General features: G+C 69.1%; 16 protein-coding genes. 5 read left to right on the forward strand and 11 right to left on the reverse strand.

All coding sequences use genetic code 11. The features are described 5' to 3' along the window. Positions 1-61: 61 nt before the first annotated feature. The 4 genes from clpX to POL67_RS33295 all read right to left on the reverse strand — a co-directional run bounded on the left by clpX (position 62) and on the right by POL67_RS33295 (position 4,520). The gene (clpX, locus tag POL67_RS33280; RefSeq protein ID WP_271924572.1) at positions 62-1,318 is read right to left on the reverse strand and encodes an ATP-dependent Clp protease ATP-binding subunit ClpX; all 1,257 of its coding nucleotides are present in this window, start codon (positions 1,316-1,318) and stop codon (positions 62-64) included. A gap of 441 nt (positions 1,319-1,759) precedes the next feature. Next, positions 1,760-2,473, reverse strand: a complete 714-nt coding sequence (locus POL67_RS33285; protein WP_271924574.1) for an ATP-dependent Clp protease proteolytic subunit — start codon at positions 2,471-2,473, stop codon at positions 1,760-1,762. A gap of 269 nt (positions 2,474-2,742) precedes the next feature. Beyond that, positions 2,743-4,008 carry a trigger factor gene (gene tig, locus POL67_RS33290; RefSeq protein WP_271924576.1) on the reverse strand — a complete coding sequence of 422 codons (1,266 nt, stop codon included), beginning with the start codon at positions 4,006-4,008 and terminating at the stop codon, positions 2,743-2,745. 341 nt (positions 4,009-4,349) lie between these two features. Continuing rightward, a complete protein-coding gene (locus tag POL67_RS33295) occupies positions 4,350-4,520 on the reverse strand; it encodes a transcriptional regulator (RefSeq protein ID WP_271924578.1) in 171 nt (56 codons plus the stop codon). Positions 4,521-4,977: 457 nt separating this feature from the next. Between POL67_RS33295 and POL67_RS33300 the strand changes: the two genes are divergently transcribed. Genes POL67_RS33300 through POL67_RS33310 form a run of 3 tightly spaced genes read left to right on the forward strand, consistent with a single transcriptional unit; the run spans position 4,978 to position 7,262 of the window. Further along, positions 4,978-5,775, forward strand: coding sequence for a ParA family protein (locus POL67_RS33300; protein WP_271924580.1), 798 nt, complete (start codon positions 4,978-4,980; stop codon positions 5,773-5,775). Beyond that, complete coding sequence (locus tag POL67_RS33305) at positions 5,772-6,683, forward strand: ParB/RepB/Spo0J family partition protein (protein ID WP_271924582.1); 912 nt, start codon at positions 5,772-5,774, stop codon at positions 6,681-6,683. The genes POL67_RS33300 and POL67_RS33305 overlap by 4 nt, the downstream gene beginning before the upstream one ends. A gap of 27 nt (positions 6,684-6,710) precedes the next feature. Beyond that, on the forward strand, positions 6,711-7,262 hold the full coding sequence (locus tag POL67_RS33310) for a VTT domain-containing protein (protein ID WP_271924584.1): 552 nt from the start codon (positions 6,711-6,713) through the stop codon (positions 7,260-7,262). Here the strand turns inward: POL67_RS33310 and POL67_RS33315 are convergent, their stop codons facing one another. Genes POL67_RS33315 through POL67_RS33325 form a run of 3 tightly spaced genes read right to left on the reverse strand, consistent with a single transcriptional unit; the run spans position 7,263 to position 11,865 of the window. Continuing rightward, a complete protein-coding gene (locus POL67_RS33315; protein ID WP_271924586.1) occupies positions 7,263-8,273 on the reverse strand; it encodes a tetratricopeptide repeat protein in 1,011 nt (336 codons plus the stop codon). Continuing rightward, positions 8,270-11,056: a [protein-PII] uridylyltransferase gene (glnD, locus tag POL67_RS33320; protein ID WP_271924588.1), complete on the reverse strand. Its 2,787-nt coding sequence runs from the start codon at positions 11,054-11,056 to the stop codon at positions 8,270-8,272. The genes POL67_RS33315 and glnD overlap by 4 nt, the downstream gene beginning before the upstream one ends. Beyond that, positions 11,053-11,865, reverse strand: a complete 813-nt coding sequence (locus POL67_RS33325; protein WP_271924590.1) for a CheR family methyltransferase — start codon at positions 11,863-11,865, stop codon at positions 11,053-11,055. The genes glnD and POL67_RS33325 overlap by 4 nt, the downstream gene beginning before the upstream one ends. Before the next feature lie 340 nt (positions 11,866-12,205). On the opposite strand from POL67_RS33325, the gene POL67_RS33330 reads away from it, so the two are divergent. Next, a complete protein-coding gene (locus POL67_RS33330; protein ID WP_271924592.1) occupies positions 12,206-13,105 on the forward strand; it encodes a hypothetical protein in 900 nt (299 codons plus the stop codon). Between the two features lie 21 nt (positions 13,106-13,126). Here the strand turns inward: POL67_RS33330 and POL67_RS33335 are convergent, their stop codons facing one another. Both POL67_RS33335 and POL67_RS33340 read right to left on the reverse strand, forming a co-directional pair. Beyond that, entirely contained in the window at positions 13,127-14,008 is an 882-nt protein-coding gene (locus POL67_RS33335) for a lysophospholipid acyltransferase family protein (protein WP_271924594.1), read from the reverse strand. Between the two features lie 98 nt (positions 14,009-14,106). Next, positions 14,107-14,394 (reverse strand): hypothetical protein, encoded by a 288-nt coding sequence (locus tag POL67_RS33340; protein WP_271924596.1) that lies wholly within the window; start codon positions 14,392-14,394, stop codon positions 14,107-14,109. 81 nt (positions 14,395-14,475) lie between these two features. Between POL67_RS33340 and POL67_RS33345 the strand changes: the two genes are divergently transcribed. Further along, the gene (locus POL67_RS33345; protein WP_271924598.1) at positions 14,476-15,336 is read left to right on the forward strand and encodes an ABC transporter ATP-binding protein; all 861 of its coding nucleotides are present in this window, start codon (positions 14,476-14,478) and stop codon (positions 15,334-15,336) included. Here the strand turns inward: POL67_RS33345 and POL67_RS33350 are convergent. Next, positions 15,333-16,268: a polysaccharide deacetylase family protein gene (locus POL67_RS33350; RefSeq protein ID WP_271924600.1), complete on the reverse strand. Its 936-nt coding sequence runs from the start codon at positions 16,266-16,268 to the stop codon at positions 15,333-15,335. The two genes, POL67_RS33345 and POL67_RS33350, sit on opposite strands and share 4 nt — an antisense overlap. Beyond that, positions 16,261-17,199, reverse strand: coding sequence for a translation elongation factor Ts (tsf, locus tag POL67_RS33355; protein WP_271924602.1), 939 nt, complete (start codon positions 17,197-17,199; stop codon positions 16,261-16,263). Before tsf ends, POL67_RS33350 begins: the two co-directional genes overlap by 8 nt. Positions 17,200-17,306 lie beyond the last annotated feature (107 nt).

The following is a 17,306-nucleotide window of genomic DNA, read 5'->3' on the forward strand; positions in this document are numbered from 1 at the left end:
CGATGAGCGAGGCGACGCGAGGAAGAGGAATGGAGTTGGGGGAGGACGTCCTCCCCCGGCGCTAAGCGAGCTCCGCTTCTTTCTGGTAAACGATCAGCGGGGCTTCGTGCTTGAGGATGACGTCCTCGCTGACGACGACCTCTTTCACGCCCGCGCGCGAGGGGACGTCGTACATGATGTCGAGCATCGCCGCCTCGAGGATGGCCCGCAGGCCGCGCGCGCCGCTGTTGCGGTCGAGCGCCTGCCGCGCGACCGCGGTGAGCGCGCCCTTCGTGAACTTGAGCTTCACGCCGTCCATCTCGAGCAGCTTCTGGTACTGCTTCACGAGGCTGTTCTTCGGCTTCGTGAGGATGTCGATCAGCGCGTCCTCGTTCAGCTCGTGCAGCGTCGCGATGATGGGCAAACGGCCGATGAACTCAGGGATCAGGCCGAACTTGAGGAGATCCTCGGGCTGAACCTGCGAGAGCAGGTCGCCCAGCTTGAACTCCTTCTTCGACCTGATCTCGGCGCCGAACCCGAGCGTGTTCTGCCCGACGCGGCGCTGGATGATCTGATCGAGCCCGACAAACGCGCCGCCGCAGATGAACAGGATGTTCGTCGTGTCCACCTGCAGGAAATCCTGCTGCGGGTGCTTGCGGCCGCCCTTCGGAGGCACATTCGCGATCGTGCCCTCGATGATCTTCAGGAGCGCCTGCTGCACGCCCTCGCCCGAGACGTCGCGCGTGATGCTCGGGTTGTCGCTCTTGCGGCTGATCTTGTCGATCTCGTCGATGTAGACGATGCCGCGCTGCGCGCGCTCGACATCGTGATCGGCGTTCTGCAAGAGCTGGACGATGATGTTCTCGACGTCCTCACCGACGTAGCCCGCCTCGGTCAACGTCGTGGCGTCGGCGATCGCGAAGGGCACGTTGATGATCTTCGCGAGCGTCTGCGCGAGCAGCGTCTTGCCGGAGCCGGTCGGGCCGAGCAAAAGGATGTTCGACTTCTGCAGCTCGACGTCGTCCGAGTGCACCCGGCTGTCGATGCGCTTGTAGTGATTGTGCACCGCGACCGAGAGGACCTTCTTCGCTCGGTGCTGCCCGACCACGTACTCGTCGAGGATGGCCTTGATGTCGGCCGGCTTCGGGATCGGGGCGGAGCCGGCGTACGGCTCGTCCTTCTCGACCTCCTCGGCGATGATGTCGTTGCAGAGCCCGATGCACTCGTCGCAAATGTACACCGTCGGCCCAGCGATGAGCTTCTTCACTTCCTTCTGCGATTTGCCGCAAAAGGAGCAGCTCAGATTGCCGTTCGAGTGATCGTCCCGCCTTCGCTCCACTTCGCCTCTCGCCTCTCTCGCCTCGCCGCGGCCCTCGTGCCGTAACGGCTGAGGGCCCTTTTCATTCGAGCGTTCCCGATGTCCGCAGAGGCGATCACCGAGGCGCTCGACGACGAAAACGATGCTGAAAATCCGCGTTTTTCCAGCGTATCGCCGTGAGCGGATTCTAGTCCCCTACCCTGTGACCCGCAAGTTAACGCTCGTGCTTCGCGCGCTCGGTCGCCGCCCGTCCCTACGGCTCCGGACGACGCGAGGCGTGCATTTCACGCACCTCGGGGCGCATTCATCTGACCGCAAGTCCCACCTGTGACACGGCAAGACGCGTACGGACGGATTGGTTTCGTCCAAGGCGCGTCCCCATCCACGCGGCTCCGAGACAGCCCGGGCCGCGTGCTCCCCGCCCCGCGCCCGCCCCTCGCGGGCAGGCGTCGCGATCCTGCTTCACAACGCCTGGGGCGAGCCCTTGATGCGCTTCGGCAAGACCTCGTCGATCAGGCCGTACTCCTTGGCCTGCGGCGCGCTCAGATAGAAGTCGCGCTCGATGTCCTTGGCGAGCTCCTCGCGATTCTTGCTCGTCGCGTCGGCGAGGATGTCGATCAAGGTCTCTTTCATCTTCTTGATCTCACGCGCCTGAATTTCGATGTCCGTCGCCTGGCCGCGCGCGCCGCCGAGGGGCTGATGGATCATCATGCGCGCGTGCGGCAGCGCGTACCTGCGACCCTTGTGGCCCGCCGCGAGCAGCACCGCGCCCATCGACGCTGCCTGGCCGATGCACATCGTCGAGACCGGGCAACGGACGTACTGCATCGTGTCGTACATCGCGAGGCCGCTCGTCACGATGCCGCCAGGGCTGTTGATGTAGACCTGGATGTCCTTGTCCGGATCCTCGCTCTCGAGGAAGAGGAACTGCGCGATGACGGCGTTCGCAACGAAGTCGTCGATCTCGGTTCCGATGAAGACGATCCGGTCCTTCAGCAGCCGGCTGAAGATGTTCCACTCGCGCTCGCCGCGATGGGTCACCTCGGTGACTGTCGGCAGGACGTAGCCCTGCTCGCGGAGCGTGGTGAGGCCCGACGCCCGGTCGCGTTCCACCACATCGTGGTCCCGCTCGAGGAACTCCATCGCCTGCTTACGTGTCTCGACTCGTCGGATCATCCAGGGCTCCGCTGTGGTTCGGCAAAAGGGTGCCGGGAGGCCCTAGTCGTGAGCCAGAAGCCTGCCGTTCGCAAGCCCGAACCGTGGGGTCGGTGTGAAGAAATGCGACGGCCGAGCGTGAGTCGTTTTCGCGCTTCCGCGCGGGAATTTCGTTCGCGTTGGGAGAAGGAAGGAAGCCTGGAGAGACGTCGCGCGACGTGAAGACGAAAACGGGCGTGCTGGTGACACCAGCACGCCCGCTCGTGAGACCGCGATCGTGTGCGGAGCTCTCAGGTTTCCGTGATCTTCGCGGCGGCCTCGATGAGGTCGAGGATCTTGTCCTCCAGGATCATGCCGATCAGCATCTCCTGCTTCTTCGGATCGCGGTACTCGGCCTTGACCTTGGCGACGTTCTTGCCGGTCTGCTCGGCGAGCTCCTCGTAACCCTTGTCGATGTCCTGCGGCGTGACCTGGACCGTCTTCGCCTTCGCGATCTCGGCCATGAGCAAGCCCGCGCGGACCTTCGTCTCGGCGTCGGCATGCACGCGCGCGCGAAGCTCGGGCGTCATCTCGAGGCGCTGGCCCTGGCGGCGCGCCGCCGTGACGAGCTCGCGTTCCGTGAGCTGCGCCTGCTGCTCGACGAGCGAGGGAGGCACCGGGATCGGGTTCGCCTTGCAGAGCTCGAAGACGAGCTTCTCCGCGACGGAGTCGGTCGCCTTCTGCTTGAGCTCCTTCTCGATCTTCGCCGAGAGCGCCGTGCGCATGGCCTCGAGGTTCTCGTGGCCCACGTCCTTCGCGAACTCGTCGTCGACCTCGGGGAAGTTCCGCTCGCGGACCTCCTTCAGCGAGACGTGGAACGTGCCCGTCTTGCCGCGGAGCGACTCGTTCGTGTGACGCTCCGAGAAGCTCACCGTCGCGTCCTTGGACTCGCCGACGTTCATGCCGGTGAGCACGTCCTCGATCTCCTTGAAGACCTGGCCGCTGCCGATCTCGGTCTCGATCTCCTGCTCCTTGCCCTCACGGACCTTGCCGTCGACGTCAAGGGTGAAGGCGATGCGCACGACGTCGCCAGCCTTGGCGGGACGCTCGGGCTCGGGCGCGGAGAGGGTCGCGTTCTCGCGGCGGAGGCGCGCGACCTCGGCGTCGATCGCGTCGGCCGTGACCTCGGTCTTCGGCCGGCTGACCTCGAAGCCCTCCCACTTCACCTCGGCGATGTCGGGGCGGACCTCGAAGCGTGCCTTGTAGGAGAACGACTCCTCCGGGCGGAGCTCGACGGGGGCGATGTCAGGCTGCGAGAGCGGCTGCACCTGCTGCGCCGCGAGGGCGCGGTTCAGCGTGGTGTCGACCAGCCGGCGGGCGACGTCCGCGTGGATGCTGCCCGAGTAAAGGTGGGCGAGCACGTGGCGCGGCGCCTTGCCTTGGCGGAAGCCCCTCACGCGGGCGGAGCGCTGGAGGTTGGCGTAGGCCTTGTCCACCTCGGTGCGAACCTGCTCGGCAGGGATCTCGACCTTGAGCTCGACGAGGACCGGGGAGAGCTTTTCGACGGTGACTTGCATGGGCGTTCGTTGGAAGGAACGGCGCCATGCCATGCACAGCGAGAGGGGTCAAGCGAGGGCGGGTTTGAAGACAAAAAAAGAGCCCCGACGGAGAGGCGCCGTCGGGGCTCTGGTGGACGTTCGGGACTTCGGATCACCTTCGGTGTCCTGCGCCCCGAACCCCCGCGGGTCCAAGCAACCCAGGAGGTCTGGCGAGACGTAGGGCTCGGCCCCCCGATGCGTCCGATGCCGCAAGGCATCGGGGGGAGGCTCGAGGCGTCGGATCACCTTTGGTGTCCTGTGCCCCGAACCCCCGCGGACGCATCGGGGGACGGAGGCCCGCCCGCGGCGGGCCCCCTGCCTCAGAAGTCGCGCATCGAAGCGAAGGGATCGTCGTCCTGGTCGACTTCGATCTCCTCCTCGAAGGAGGTGTCCTCGACGATGTCCTCGAGGCTCAGGTTGACGCGGGTGCCCGCGCGGATGATCTCACGCTCGAACTCGGCGAAGTTCTGGAAGCTCTTCGGCAGCGGCATGGCTCTCTCCTCGGCAGCGCGCAGGTTCGGCAGCCCGCGCGCGAAATCAGCGCTCAGGTCGATCGGCGGTCGTGGTTCGGGAAAAGCGGGAGGACGCGGGCAGACGCGGTGAGGCTCGGCGCGGCCCAGAAGGCCCGCGCGAGCACGCGGTCGCACGCGGTCGACTCGTGGTGGGTGGCGAGGGCGCTCGCGAGCCGAAGCCCGCGCGCCCCAGCGCCCCTTCGGCCCCCGGAGCGGCGCGACGTCGTGGACGTCGATGACGTTGTCCTACATGCACCCACAGCGAGCGACATGTGCGCCACTGTAGAGACTGGTGAGTCAAGGGCCAAAAAAACGTGATCGACGTGCCCTCGACGGGGGGGCGAGGGTCGTGTAAGCAGCCGCTACCCACGGGATCGTCCCCCGGGACGGACGACCCTCCACCGCGCCTTCAGGCACGGCGTTCCCGGCACATTTCATGGCCCCTTCGCCCCTCATCTATGCCGTCGCCAACCAGAAGGGCGGCGTCGGCAAAACGACGACCTCGGTGAACCTGGCCGCGAGCCTCGCCGCAGCCGAGAAGCGGACGCTGCTCGTGGACTGCGATCCGCAGGGCAACGCTTCGAGCGGGGTCGGCGTGCGCCGGCCCAACATCGAGCGCTCGCTCTACGACGTGCTCATCGGCCGCTCGACGCTGCGCGAGACGGTGATCTCGACGTCGGTGCCGCGGCTCGACGTGGTGCCGGCGACGCAGGACCTCGTGGCCGCAGAAATCGAGCTCGTCGACGCGCCCGACCGCGCGACGAAGCTCCGCGACGCGCTGCGACCCCACGTCGCGGGCTACGAGTACGTGATCCTCGACTGCCCGCCGAGCCTGGGCCTGCTCACGCTGAACGCGCTCGTGGCCGCGGACCGGGTGCTCGTGCCGCTGCAGTGCGAGTACTACGCGCTGGAGGGGCTCACGTACCTGATGGCGACGATCGACCGCGTGAAGGCGGCCTTCAACCCGGACCTCGGTGTCGAGGGGATCGTGCTCACGATGTACGACGGGCGGACCTCGCTGACGCACCAGGTCGCCGACGAGGTGAAGGGTCACTTCAAGGTCTTCGACTCGATCATCCCGCGCAACGTGAAGCTCTCCGAGGCGCCGTCGCACGGAAAACCGGTGCTGCTCTACGACGCCTCGTCGAAGGGCGCGCAGGGCTATCTGAGCCTGGCGCGCGAGATCCTCGAGGTGAACCGGCCGAAAGGCAAAGCCGCGAGGCCGAGGCCATGAGCTCGGATCCGAAGAACGCGCCGCGCCGCGCCCTCGGCCGCGGGCTCGACGCGCTCCTGCCCGCCGCCGCGCCCCCGTCGCCATCCGGTGCGTCGTACGGCGACAAGAGCGTGTTCACGTGCCCGATCGAGCGCATCGGCCCGCAGCCCGGTCAGCCGCGGCAGCACTTCGACGACGAGGCGCTCGAGGAGCTCGCCGCGTCGATCCGGGAGCACGGGATCCTGGAGCCGATCGTCGTGCGGCGCGCGCAGGCGGGCGCCGACAAGTACGAGATCATCGCGGGCGAGCGAAGGTGGCGCGCGGCGCAACGCGCGGGCCTGAAGGACGTGCTCGTCGTGGTGAAGGACGTCTCGCCGAAGGAGGCGTTCGAGCTCGCGCTCGTGGAGAACGTGCAGCGCGAGGACCTGAACCCGATCGAACTCGCCGAGGCCTTCGACAGGCTGCTCCGGGAGCACAGCTACACGCAGGAGTCGCTCGCGGAGCGCGTGGGCAAGAACCGCACGACGGTGACGAACAGCCTGCGGCTCTTGAAGCTGCCCGCGCGCGTGCGGTCGATGGTGATCGGCGGCGACCTCACCGAGGGCCACGCGCGCGCGCTTCTCGGCGCGCCCGACGACAAGGCGATGGAAGAGATCGCCGACAAGGCGGTGCGTGGTCGGCTGCCGGTGCGAAAGGTCGAAGAGCTCGTGCGCACCTCGCGCGGCCCGAAGGAGGGCGGCGGAGGCAAAGGCTCCAAGGCCGACGGGCCCACGCCGAAGTCGCCGGGCGTAAAGGATCTGGAAGCCCGGCTCATGCGCAAGCTCGGCGCGAAGGTCGAGGTGCGCGATAAGGACGGCCGCGGCGAGATCGCGGTCGCGTACGGCTCGCTCGACGAGCTCGATCGGATCCTTTCGCTGCTCGGCGCATGAACCGGATGCGACGGGCGGGCGCTTGCGATGCCCGCCCGCTCGCCGCACGATGCCCAGGTGCCGAACGTCGTGCCCGCGCTCGCGATGTTCTTCGGGCTGATGGTGCTCGCGGGCTTCGTGCCGCAACCGCTGACGCCGGCGACGCTCCTGGCCGCGAAGGCAGCGCCGCCGTGGGCCCTTTCGCTCGTCGCGGCCGTGGCGGCGACGGCCGCGGCATTCGTGGATCACCGGCTCGTGCGCACGACCTTCCAGATCAAGGCGCTCGCGGAGATCCGGAAGAAGGCGCTTTTCCAGCGCGCAGAAGGCTGGGTGAAGGTCGCGCCGTTCCTGACGACGGCGGCGTTCGCGGCGCTGCCGCTGCCGTTCATCATCGTGCGCATCTTGATGCCGCTCACGGGGTACCCGGCGTTGCGGTACGCCGTGGCCGTGGGACTCGGGCGGGCGCCGCGTATCTACGTGATCGCGGTCGTGGGCAAGGAGCTCGACATCCCGACGGAGCTCCTCGTCGGGGCCCTCGCGCTCGGCGCGCTCGTCTCGCTCGCCGCGTTCGTGCAGCAGAGGCGCGCGCCGAAGGCGTGATCAGCGCTTGTTGATCGCCTTGATCTCGCGGAGTTTGTCCTTCGCGGCCTTGCCGATCGGCGCGTCCTTTCCGAGCTCCACGGCCTTGCCCATGGAGAACTCTGCGCTCTGCGGCTTCTGGAGCGCGAGCTGCGCGAGGCCCATGTAGTAGTAGCCCGCGGCGTAGTCGGGCTTCACCTTCACGGACTCCTGGTAGTCCGCGAGCGCGCCGGCCTCGTCGCCGAGCTCGTGCTTGCAGGTGCCGCGGCGGACGAACCACTCGGGGTCGGTCGCCTTGAGCTTGATCGCTCGGTCGAACGCGGCCACGCAATCGCCGAACGCCTTGCCGTAGCCGAGCATGCGGCCGACCGTGACGAGCATCGCGGGGTCGTCCTTCGTGCCTTCGAGGACCTTCTTCAGGTGCGGAACGGCCTTCTCGTGTTGCTTCGCCTCGGCGAGCATCGCGGCGTACTCGAAGCGCACCTCGACGGTGTCGCCCTTCGCGATCGCCGTGTCGTAGGCCTTCGACGCGCCCTCGACGTCGCCCTTCAGGCCGAGCGCGTAGCCGAGGTTGCGCAACATGCCGACATCGCCGGGCGTCTTTTCGAGCGCCGCGCGGAGGTGCTTGATGGCATCGTCGGTGCGCGGCGGGCTCGTCGAGAGGTAGATCGCCGCGAGGTTCTGCGCGGCCCCGGCGAGCCCCGGCTTGAGCTTCAGCGCGGCGAGGTAGGACGCCTCGGCGCCGGCGAGGTCGTTCTCTTTTTCGAGCACGAGGCCCATGTACGCGTGCGCCTCGGCGTTGTCCGGCGACGCCTTGAGCGCGCGTTCGAGGTGGACCTTGCCAGCCGCGTACTGCTCCTTGTCGATGTAGGCGACGGCGCGCTGGAAGTCGGTCTGCGCGGCGCCCTCGTTGATGCCTTCGTTCCCGCCGAGCGGCGGATCGGCGACGAGCTCGGGATCCTTCGGAGGCGGCGTGCTGCCACACGCCGTGAGAAGGAGCGCCGTGGCGCAAGGGAGGAGGAAGGCTCTCATCGCTCTGCGCGAGGAGGAGGAGGAGAAGACCATGGCCCGCTGTTTCCTTCTTGCTCGAGCGATTCGAGCACCGACTCGATTCGTTGCCGCACCTCGGCAGCACGCTTGCCTGGCGCTACTTTACCGCCGTCCGCCTCGCTGACGTAGAACACGTCGGCCGCGCGCATGCCCTCGGTGTTGATCTTGGCGACGACGATGCTGAGGCCGAGGCGATAAAGCGCGTCGGAGATGGCGTGCAAGAGGCCCGGTCGATCCCGGGTCATCACCTCGATGACCGTGTGCCGCGGCGAGGCGCGATCGTCGATGGAGACCTGCGTGCGCACGCGCGGCGTCGCCCGGCCCGGCAGCGTGCTCTTGCCGCGCTTGCTCGCGAGCTCGGCCGTGGTCGTGCGGCCTTCGAGCACGGCGTCGAGGTCCCGCACGAGGACCGGCAACGCGCGCGCCACGCCCTCGACCCCCTCGGCGCGATCGCGCACCCAGAAAAGGTCGACGGCCTCGACGGCGCCGCCCGGCAGATGCCGCGAGTGGATCTGCGCGGCGTGCACTTCGAGGCGCGAGGCCGCGAGCGCCGCCGTGATCGATGCGAGCAGGCCCGGTCGATCCGCGGCGATGACGCAGATCTCGGCGGCCTGCGGGTGCCGGGAAGGGACGAGCGCGACGCTGACCGTCCGGCCCTCATGCTTGCGCGCGAGCTCGGCGTGCGAGGCGATCGCCGCGGGCGCGTTCGACAGCAAGTACCGCTCGGGCATCGACGCGAGGTACGTCGGGACGAACACCTGCCGCGCGGCCCGCTCCTCGTCCGACGACGCGGGGAGCGCGAGCGCGGCTTCGAGCACGGCCGACTGCGCGCGGGCGGAGCGCTCGTCCTCGCCGGGGTTGCCTGCGAGCGCGCGATCGGCGGCGAGGTAAAGCTCGTCGAGCATGCGCGCCTTCCACGAGGTCATCGACGTCGGGCTCGTCGTGGAGAGGTCGGCGACGGTGAGCAGGTAGAGCTCGGAGAGCGAGTCCCTGTCGGGGATCACGCGCAAAAATTCCTCGATCGTCGCAGGATCGTCGAGGTCCCTGCGGGTCGCCACGTGGTACATGACGAGGTGCTGGCGCACGAGGTGGCACGCTGCCGCGACGTCTTCGGCCGGAAAACCGAGGCGCTTCAAGATGCCGTCGGCCATGACGGCGCCGCGCTCGCTGTGATCCCTGCCGCCGATTGCCTTGCCCACGTCGTGCAGGAGCGTCGCGAAGAAGAGCATCGTCTTGCGCGTCGCCTCGGCGGCGAGGCGGCACGCGAGCGGGTGCTCGGCCGTGAGCTCTCCACGCACGAGCGCCGCGAGCCTGTCGACGGCGGCCACCGAGTGCACGTCGACCGTGTACACGTGGTAGACGTCGTGGTGCACGCGCCCGACGACGGGCAGAAACTCGGGGATCATCGCGAGCAAGAGCCCGAGGTCGTGCATTTCCGCGAGTGGAGATCCGCGCTTCAAGCGGGTCTCCTCGGTGGTCGAGACGAGCGCGCAGAAGAGGCGCGCGGCCTCGGGGCTCTCGCGCAGGCTCTCGGTCCAGGAAGGGTCCGCGGCGGCGCGCGCGATGGCGTCACGGGCCCACGGCAGGAGCGGCGCGCGGCGCTCGACGGCCGCCGCGAGCATGCGCAGCGCGAGCGCGGGATCCTTCGTGACGAGCTCGAGCTCGCTCATCGTCACGCAGCCGTCGAACATGCGCACGCCGCCGCCGAGGTCCTCCTCGCGCGGCTTCTTCTTGCCGAGCAGCGGCGCGGCGCGCGCGAGCATGGTCTCCCGCGCGCTCGAGATGATGCGCGCGCTGCGGTAGTACGCGCTCATCATCTTCTCGACGGCCTCGCCGCCCTCGCCGTAGCCGAGCAGCGACGCGATCGACTCCTGCTCGTCGAACGTGAGCCTGTCGCTGCGCCGCCCCGCGTGCGCGTGGAGCAGATTCCGGATGCGGAAGAGCAGCTCGCGCGCGGCGGCGATCTCCGCCGACTCGCGCGGCAAGAGCGCTCCGACGCGCACGAGATCATCGAGCTCGTGCACGCCGAAGCGCGCCTTTCCCGCCCAGCACGCGATGTCGAGATCCCGGAGGCCCCCCGCGCCGTTCTTCACGTCGGGTTCGAGCAGATACACCGACCCGCCGAACCGCGCGTGCCGCTCGCGCACCTCGTCCTCGAGCTGCGCGAGGAACCGAGGCAGCTCCGTGTGCGCGAAGAGGCCGGCGTCGCACCGCGTCTTCAGCTCGTCCGAGAGCGCGCGGCTCCCCGTGATGTGCCGGTAGTCGAGCAAGCTCGTCGCCGTGGGCAGGTCCGTGCGAGCTGCCTCCACGAGCGCCTCGACCTTGCCGACCTGATGGCCGATCGTCACGCCCATGTCCCAGAGCGGGTAGAGCAGCGCCTCCGCCACGGACGCGGCTGCGCCGAGGTCACGCGCGAGGAGCCGCACGTCGAGGTCGCTGCCGAGCGCGAGCGCGCCGCGCCCGTATCCGCCGACGCCGCCGAGCGCGACCTCTTCGAACGCGCCTTCGATCTCCTTCGGCGCGGCCTCGCCGCCGGGCAAACGCAAGCGCCCCTCGCGCGCCTCGGTCCGCAGGATCTCGAAGAGCCGCGTGAGCAGTTCGTCGCAGAGGCGCGCGTGCCTGCGCCCGAGCACGAGCCCGCAGCCATCGAGCGGCGCAGGACAACTGCCCGAAGGCACGAGCGCTTCGAGCTCGGCGCGACGCGCGGACCATTCGCGGCGAAGATCCACGAGCACGCCCGTCGGATCCTTCACCTCGGCGGTCATGGTCGTCGCTTCGGGGGGCGGAGCGCGGTGACGGTCTGCGCGAGCCGGAACGGTTCGAGGCCCATGCTGCGCAGGCGCAGAACCTCACTCGCGGCCGAGAACAGAAGTCCCCCGTCTTCGAGCTCGTTCGCGAGCCGCGTGGCGACCTGCTCGCCGGCCTGCGTCGTCAGGTAGAGCAGCACGTTCTTGAACAGGATGATGTGGAACGGACCCTGCGGCACACGCTTGACGAGGTCGCACTCCTCGAACTCGACCGCGTTGCGAACGAGGAGGCCGACGCGCAGGCGGCCGTTCTGTTCGTCGCAGAAGCGCTCGACCCACGCGGGCGGGATGTCGCGCGCCGCCTCGCGCCCGTACGTCGCCTCGCGCGCGACCGCGATCGCCTCGGCCGAACGATCCACGCCGAGCACGCGGAAGCGCCGCCGCGCCGCCGTGAGCAACATGCCCATCGTGTACGCCTCTTCGCCCGTGCTGCAGCCGGCCGAGAGCACCGCGAGCTCCACGTCCGCGGGGAAGAGCCTTTCGAGCTGGCGCTCGATCGCCTCCCACTGCGCGCCGTCGCGGTAGAAGCGCGTCTCGCCCACGCGGAGCGAGGTCACGATCTGCTCGACCGCGGCCTTGTCCTTGAGGAGCTCCCGCGCGACCGCGTTCATCGACAGGCCGCTCCTGTACGACTGATGTTCGAGGTAACGACGCACGCGATCGCGCACCCAGCCTGGCGTCGCGCCGCTCGAGCCGAAGCCGAAGAGCTCTTCGGCGAGCTTCAGCGCGACGTCGACGGCGCGATCGCCCGAGTCAGGTCCAGACACGGATGAGCCCTTCACGCGCGTCATGAAGATCGTGGTTCGCTCTCGAGAAGCTCGCACGACGCATGCGCCCTCCGTCGCGCGCCGTCCTCGGGGCGCACGCAGAGCGTGTCATCGGTCGACTGGCTTCCCGCTTCCATCGCGCCGCCAATTTATCACCAAGGCTCAGCCATCCAGGCCAAACATTCACACATCCGCTCCCCGCCACCGTGAACCGGGGTCCACGCCCCCGCTCGCCCGGCGAGATACACCCCGACCCCCGAGGCGCTCGGCCGCCCGAGGTCCCTCGCTTCGAACCCGGAAAGCACGTATGGCTTGGAACTTGCTCCCTTTCGCCCTCGCCATGCGTAAGACGATGCTCTGCTCGGCCGCGGCGCTCGCCTGGTTCCTCACCGCCGGGGCGGCCTCGGCCCAGGCGCCCCCTCCGCCACTCGAGCCGCTTCCGCCCGGAGCGCCCCTCTCGCCCCACATCGTCCAGCACCCCGACGGCCGCACGACCGTCACCCGCACACCCGAGGAGGGCGTCGACGTCCACGCGCAGACGAGCGCCGGCGCGGTCCACGCCTACGAATGCGGCCGCGTCGACGTCGATCCGCGCGCCGCTCAATCCCAGGCCCCGCACGGCGCGTGCCCCCTCCCCCACGCGTTGCCCTACCCCTACCCCTCCGCGCCTCCGCCCGCCTACGCCTACCCGCCCCCGCCGCCCCCGACCGCGCCGCGCAAGCTAAAGCCTCGATACGCCCCGGATCCGGGGCGCCGCGGCGCGCTTATCGCGTCGAGCATCATCTTCGGCCTCGGCACGGCCACGACCGGCGCCGCGTACCTCATCTCCCTCGGCGCGAGCGCGGCCTGCGGCGCCACGGAGATCTGCAGCGTCGGGCCTTCGAAGCCCGCGCTGTACGCGATGGGCGCGATCCTGACGATCACGCCGAGCGTCCCGCGCTTCGTCGTGGGCGACTGGGGCAAGGGGCTGCTCTACACCGCGCTCCGGGGCGGCTCGTTCGCCGCGGGCACGATGATCGATTGGGACGACACGACTCACCTCGTCCCCCTCACGTTCGCGTTCCTCGCGCCGCTCACGCTCGGCATCGTGGACCTCGCGACGACGCCCCACCGCGAGCAGCTCGAAGCGAAGAAGCAAGCCGCCGCGAGCAGCTTCGAGCTCCACGGCCTCGGCCCGACTGTCGCGTACGATCTCCGCGGCAACACGATCCCGGCCCTCGGCGCGATCGGCACGTTCTGACGCTGCCGCCCACCGCTCTGCTCAGGATCGTTTCTTCTCCCTCGAAAACACCTTCCACCGCCGGTGCAACCACAACCACTGCGCCGGGTAGGTCTCGACAAACGATGCGAGCGCGTCCGTGATCCGCGCCGCGACATGCACCACGTCGGTCCGCGTGGCGAGCGCCTCGGGCTCGATCAGGTCGAAGGCGTCGAGCTCGTGCAAGCCGTCGTCGCGGCGGCGGCCGAAGGCGACGACGATCGGCGCACGCGCGCGTGACGCCATCAGCACCGGCGCGAGATCACACCACGCAGGCGCGCCGAGGAACGAGAGTTGCGCGACGCCGGCGGCGCGCTCGGGGGCTTGATCGATCATCATCGCGACGACGTCGCCGCGGGCGAGCGCGTCCCGCACGCGGGCCGTGGCGCCGCGGGCGTCGACGAGCAGGACACCTCGTTCGGCGCGCAGGTGTTGCCAGGTGCGGTCGAGCGCGCGCCAGGACAAACGCTTCGTGAGGACGTGCAAGGCCGGCGCACGCCCCGACGCTCCGCCGTGCTCCCGAAGCCACGCCGCCGCCGCACACGCCGAGAGATCCCAGTTGCCCGTGTGCGCCGTCGCGACCACGACCCCGCGACCACGCCCAAGCGCGCGCGCGAAACACGCCGCGGCGCGCGGCGATACCACGAGCTTCGATGCGAGCGGCGCCTCCGGCCTCCCTGCTGTCCAGAGGAGCTCGAGCAGACCCGCGCCAAGCGAGCCGTACATCGCCGCCGCCACGCGCCTCGGCGCCGGCACACCCGCGCGTGCCATCGCGGACTCGACATGGCGTCGCCGCACCCGCAGAAGCCCGCCGACAAACGCGCCCAGGGCCGCGCCGAACAAGCGAAGCGCGCGGTACGGCAGGACCGCCACGAGGCGCGCCACGAGCCACATCCACAGCGGTCCCCGTGACCCCTGCGGGACGGCCTCGGACGCGCCTTCTGCGCGAGCGCCGAGCGTCTCGGCCGCTCGGCTTCGTGCGTTCAACCCAAGAAGCCCGCCTTGCGGCCCGCGGAGACCTTCGTGCCGCCGTCGAGGCTCACCGCGAAGAGATCCTCGCGCGCCACGAAAAACGACTCGCCCTTGTTCGAGCGCGCCCGGATGACGCCGTGGGCGATCCGCAGCGACTCCACCTTCGCGATGTTCAGCGAGACGCCGTCGTGCGCGGCGTACAGCGTCAGGAGCTGACCCTCTGGCAGGCGAAGCCAACCCTCGGGGTCGGTCGAGACGCCAACGGTGTCGAGCACGGTACGGAGCATGTCCTCGGTCATGCGGCACATTTCCCGCCATAAGCCCCACGCGTCAAGCGCGAGGGCCCCTCGGATGAGAGCGCGTGGTAGCCTCGACGCGCGATGTCCGCCGGAGGCACGAGCCAAGCACCCCGGATCCCGCCGGAGGATCACGTCTTCGTCGACAACGTGAAAAAATCGTTCGGGACGACGCAGGTCCTGAAGGGCGTGACGATGCACCTCCGCCGCAAGGAGACGGCGGTGATCATCGGCGGCTCGGGCGCCGGCAAGACGACGCTGCTGCGCCTCCTCATCGGCCTGGAAAAACCCACGAGTGGGCACATCTGGGTCGACGGCGAGGACATCGGCCCGCTCGGCGAGCGTCAGATGAACCGCGTGCGGCAGAAGTTCGGCATGGTGTTTCAGTACGCCGCGCTGCTCGACTCGCTGAACATCTTCGACAACGTCGCGTTCCCCTTGCGGGAGCACCGCAAGCAGATGTCGGAGAAGGACCTCCGCGACAAGGTCGTCGGCATGCTGAACCTGCTCGGGCTCGAGAACAAAGAGAAACGCATGCCGAGCGAGCTCTCGGGCGGACAGAGGAAACGCGTGGGCCTCGCGCGCGCGCTCATGCTGGAGCCGAAGATCCTGATCTACGACGAGCCCACGAGCGGCCTCGATCCGCAGACGAGCCGCATGGTCGACGATCTCATCGAGGAGACACGCGACCGGTTCGGCGTGACGAGCGTGGTGATCTCCCACGACATGGCGAGCACGTTCCGCATCGCGCACCAGGCGTTCCTCGTGATCCAGGGCCAGGTCGTCGCCTCGGGCACGCCCGACGAGCTCGCCTACGGCGAGAGCGAGATCGCGCGCGAGTTCATCGCGGCCTCCGGCATCGCGCCCGAGCGCATCTCGCGCGTCGAGAGCTTGAAGCAAGCGACGGAAGGCGGATCCGCCGTGCGGTACCACCCTTCGAGCTAAGCGACTTCGTTTGCAGCTTCTTCGAGCGTGACGAACCGCGTGCCACGTTTCGCGAGCACGTCGAGGGCCGCCGAGAGTGCGTCGAGCCTTCGGGCGAGCGGGATCCGGAGCTCGCGCTGGTGCGGGACGAGGTGCGCGAGGCCGTCGTCCGCGTCGAGGAAATCGATGCCGTGGAGCTCGAGGTTCACGAGCGGCTCGCCCGCGCACGAAGCGGCGAGCAGGCGCGCGACCCGAGGCCCTGCGAGGGCGAGCGTGGTGCCGATGAAGGGCAGGCGAAGCCCGGGCGTGACCTGGATCGGGAGCTCGACGAGTGCGCGGTTTCCCGGGCGGAACAAGGGTTTGCCCGGACGATACGGGCGCGTCGGCGCGGCGAGCACGCGCGGGGTGTCGAGCACCGAGGCGCTCGTGCGGCCGACGAGCCGCATGGCGCCCATCACGAGCGCCTTCGCGCCGTAGTACGCGGGGCACGGGAAGACCGACGAGTCGAAGCGCAAACCAAGCGCCTCGAGCGCGTCGAGCACGACGTCGGTCACGGTGTACCCGGGCGCGCGGAAGCCTACGGGGCGGCGGCCCGTGGCGCGCGCGATCGCGTCCTGCCCGGCCGCGATGTCGTGCAGGATCTCCTCGGACGAGCCACGCGTGAGGTCGTATCGGTGCGAAAACGAGTGGTTCTCGACGACGTGGCCGCGCGCCGCGAGATCCGCGAGCTTGGCCGCGCTCGCGGGCCTCGCGAGATCCGCGCCGATGGCAAAGAGGGTGAGAGGAAGATCGTGCGCCCGCGCGAAATCCGCCATGCGGGCGAGGGCGACGTCGTAGACGGCGTGACGGGCCACGGCCTCGTCCGCGAGCGGAGCGAGGCCGTGGATGTGGTGGTAGTGCGAGATCCCGTCGAGATCGACGGAGACGGCGCCGAGCAGCGCCCTCTCAGCCACCGGCCATCTTCGCAACTTCCGATGCGAAGTCGGGGCCCTGCGGCTTCTCGATGCCCTCGCCGCGCTCGAAGCGGACGAAGCGCACGATCTTCACGCTGCCGCCCGCGGCCTTCTCGGCGATCTCGCGGAGCTTGTCGATCGTCTGGCCAGGGACCACGACCGACTCCTGCTCGGTCAGCGTGACCTCGCTGAACCACTTGTTGAACTTGCCCTCGATGATCTTGGGCCACGCGCTCTCGGGCTTCGGCTTCGGGTCCTCGCGGAGCTGCCCCTCGAAGATCTCCTTCTGCTTGGCCTTCGCGTCGTCGCTGATGTCCGCGCGGACGAGCGCGACCGGGTTCATCGCCGCGATCTGCATCGCCGTCTCGTCGGCGAACTTCACGACCTCGGCGTGCTGCGCGACCGCGTCGCTCTCGGTCTCGAGCGCGAGCACGACGCCGATCTTGCCACCGAGATGCACGTACGCGTGCGCCAGGCCCGTCTTGCCGGCGGGGACCTCGGCGCGATCCCAGCGGCGAATCGCCACCTTCTCGCCGATGCGCGCGGTGAGGTCGACGATCACGTCGCTCACCTTCTTGCCGCGGAGCTCGCTGTTCGTGAGATCCGCGCCGAGGGGCGCGGCCTCGGCGAGGCCGAGCACGTCGCCCACGAAGTTCTTGAACTCGTCGCTGCGCGCGGAGAAGTCCGTCTGGATGTTGACCTCGACGACCGTGGCGGCGCGCTTGTCCTGCGAGATGGACGCGCGAACTTCGCCCTCGCTGGCGACGGCGCCGGCCCGCTTGGCGCTCTTCGCGAGGCCCTTCTTCAGGATGATCTCGACGGCCTTTTCCATGTCGCCCTCGGCCTCGACGAGGGCGTTCTTGCAGTCGCTCATGCCCGCCTGCGTACGCTCGCGGAGCTCCTTGATCGCCTGCGGATTGATGCCGGCCATGGCTCGTATTCCTCCGGAAAATGTATCGTTCGTGTTGGGGAAATCTTCAGAGGTTCGGGCGCCGGCTCGGCTCGTCCGAGCGGAGCTCCGAACGTGGACAGGATGCT

The sequence above is a fragment of the Polyangium mundeleinium genome (genome assembly GCF_028369105.1).
GTDB classification, from domain to species: domain Bacteria; phylum Myxococcota_A; class Polyangia; order Polyangiales; family Polyangiaceae; genus Polyangium; species Polyangium mundeleinium.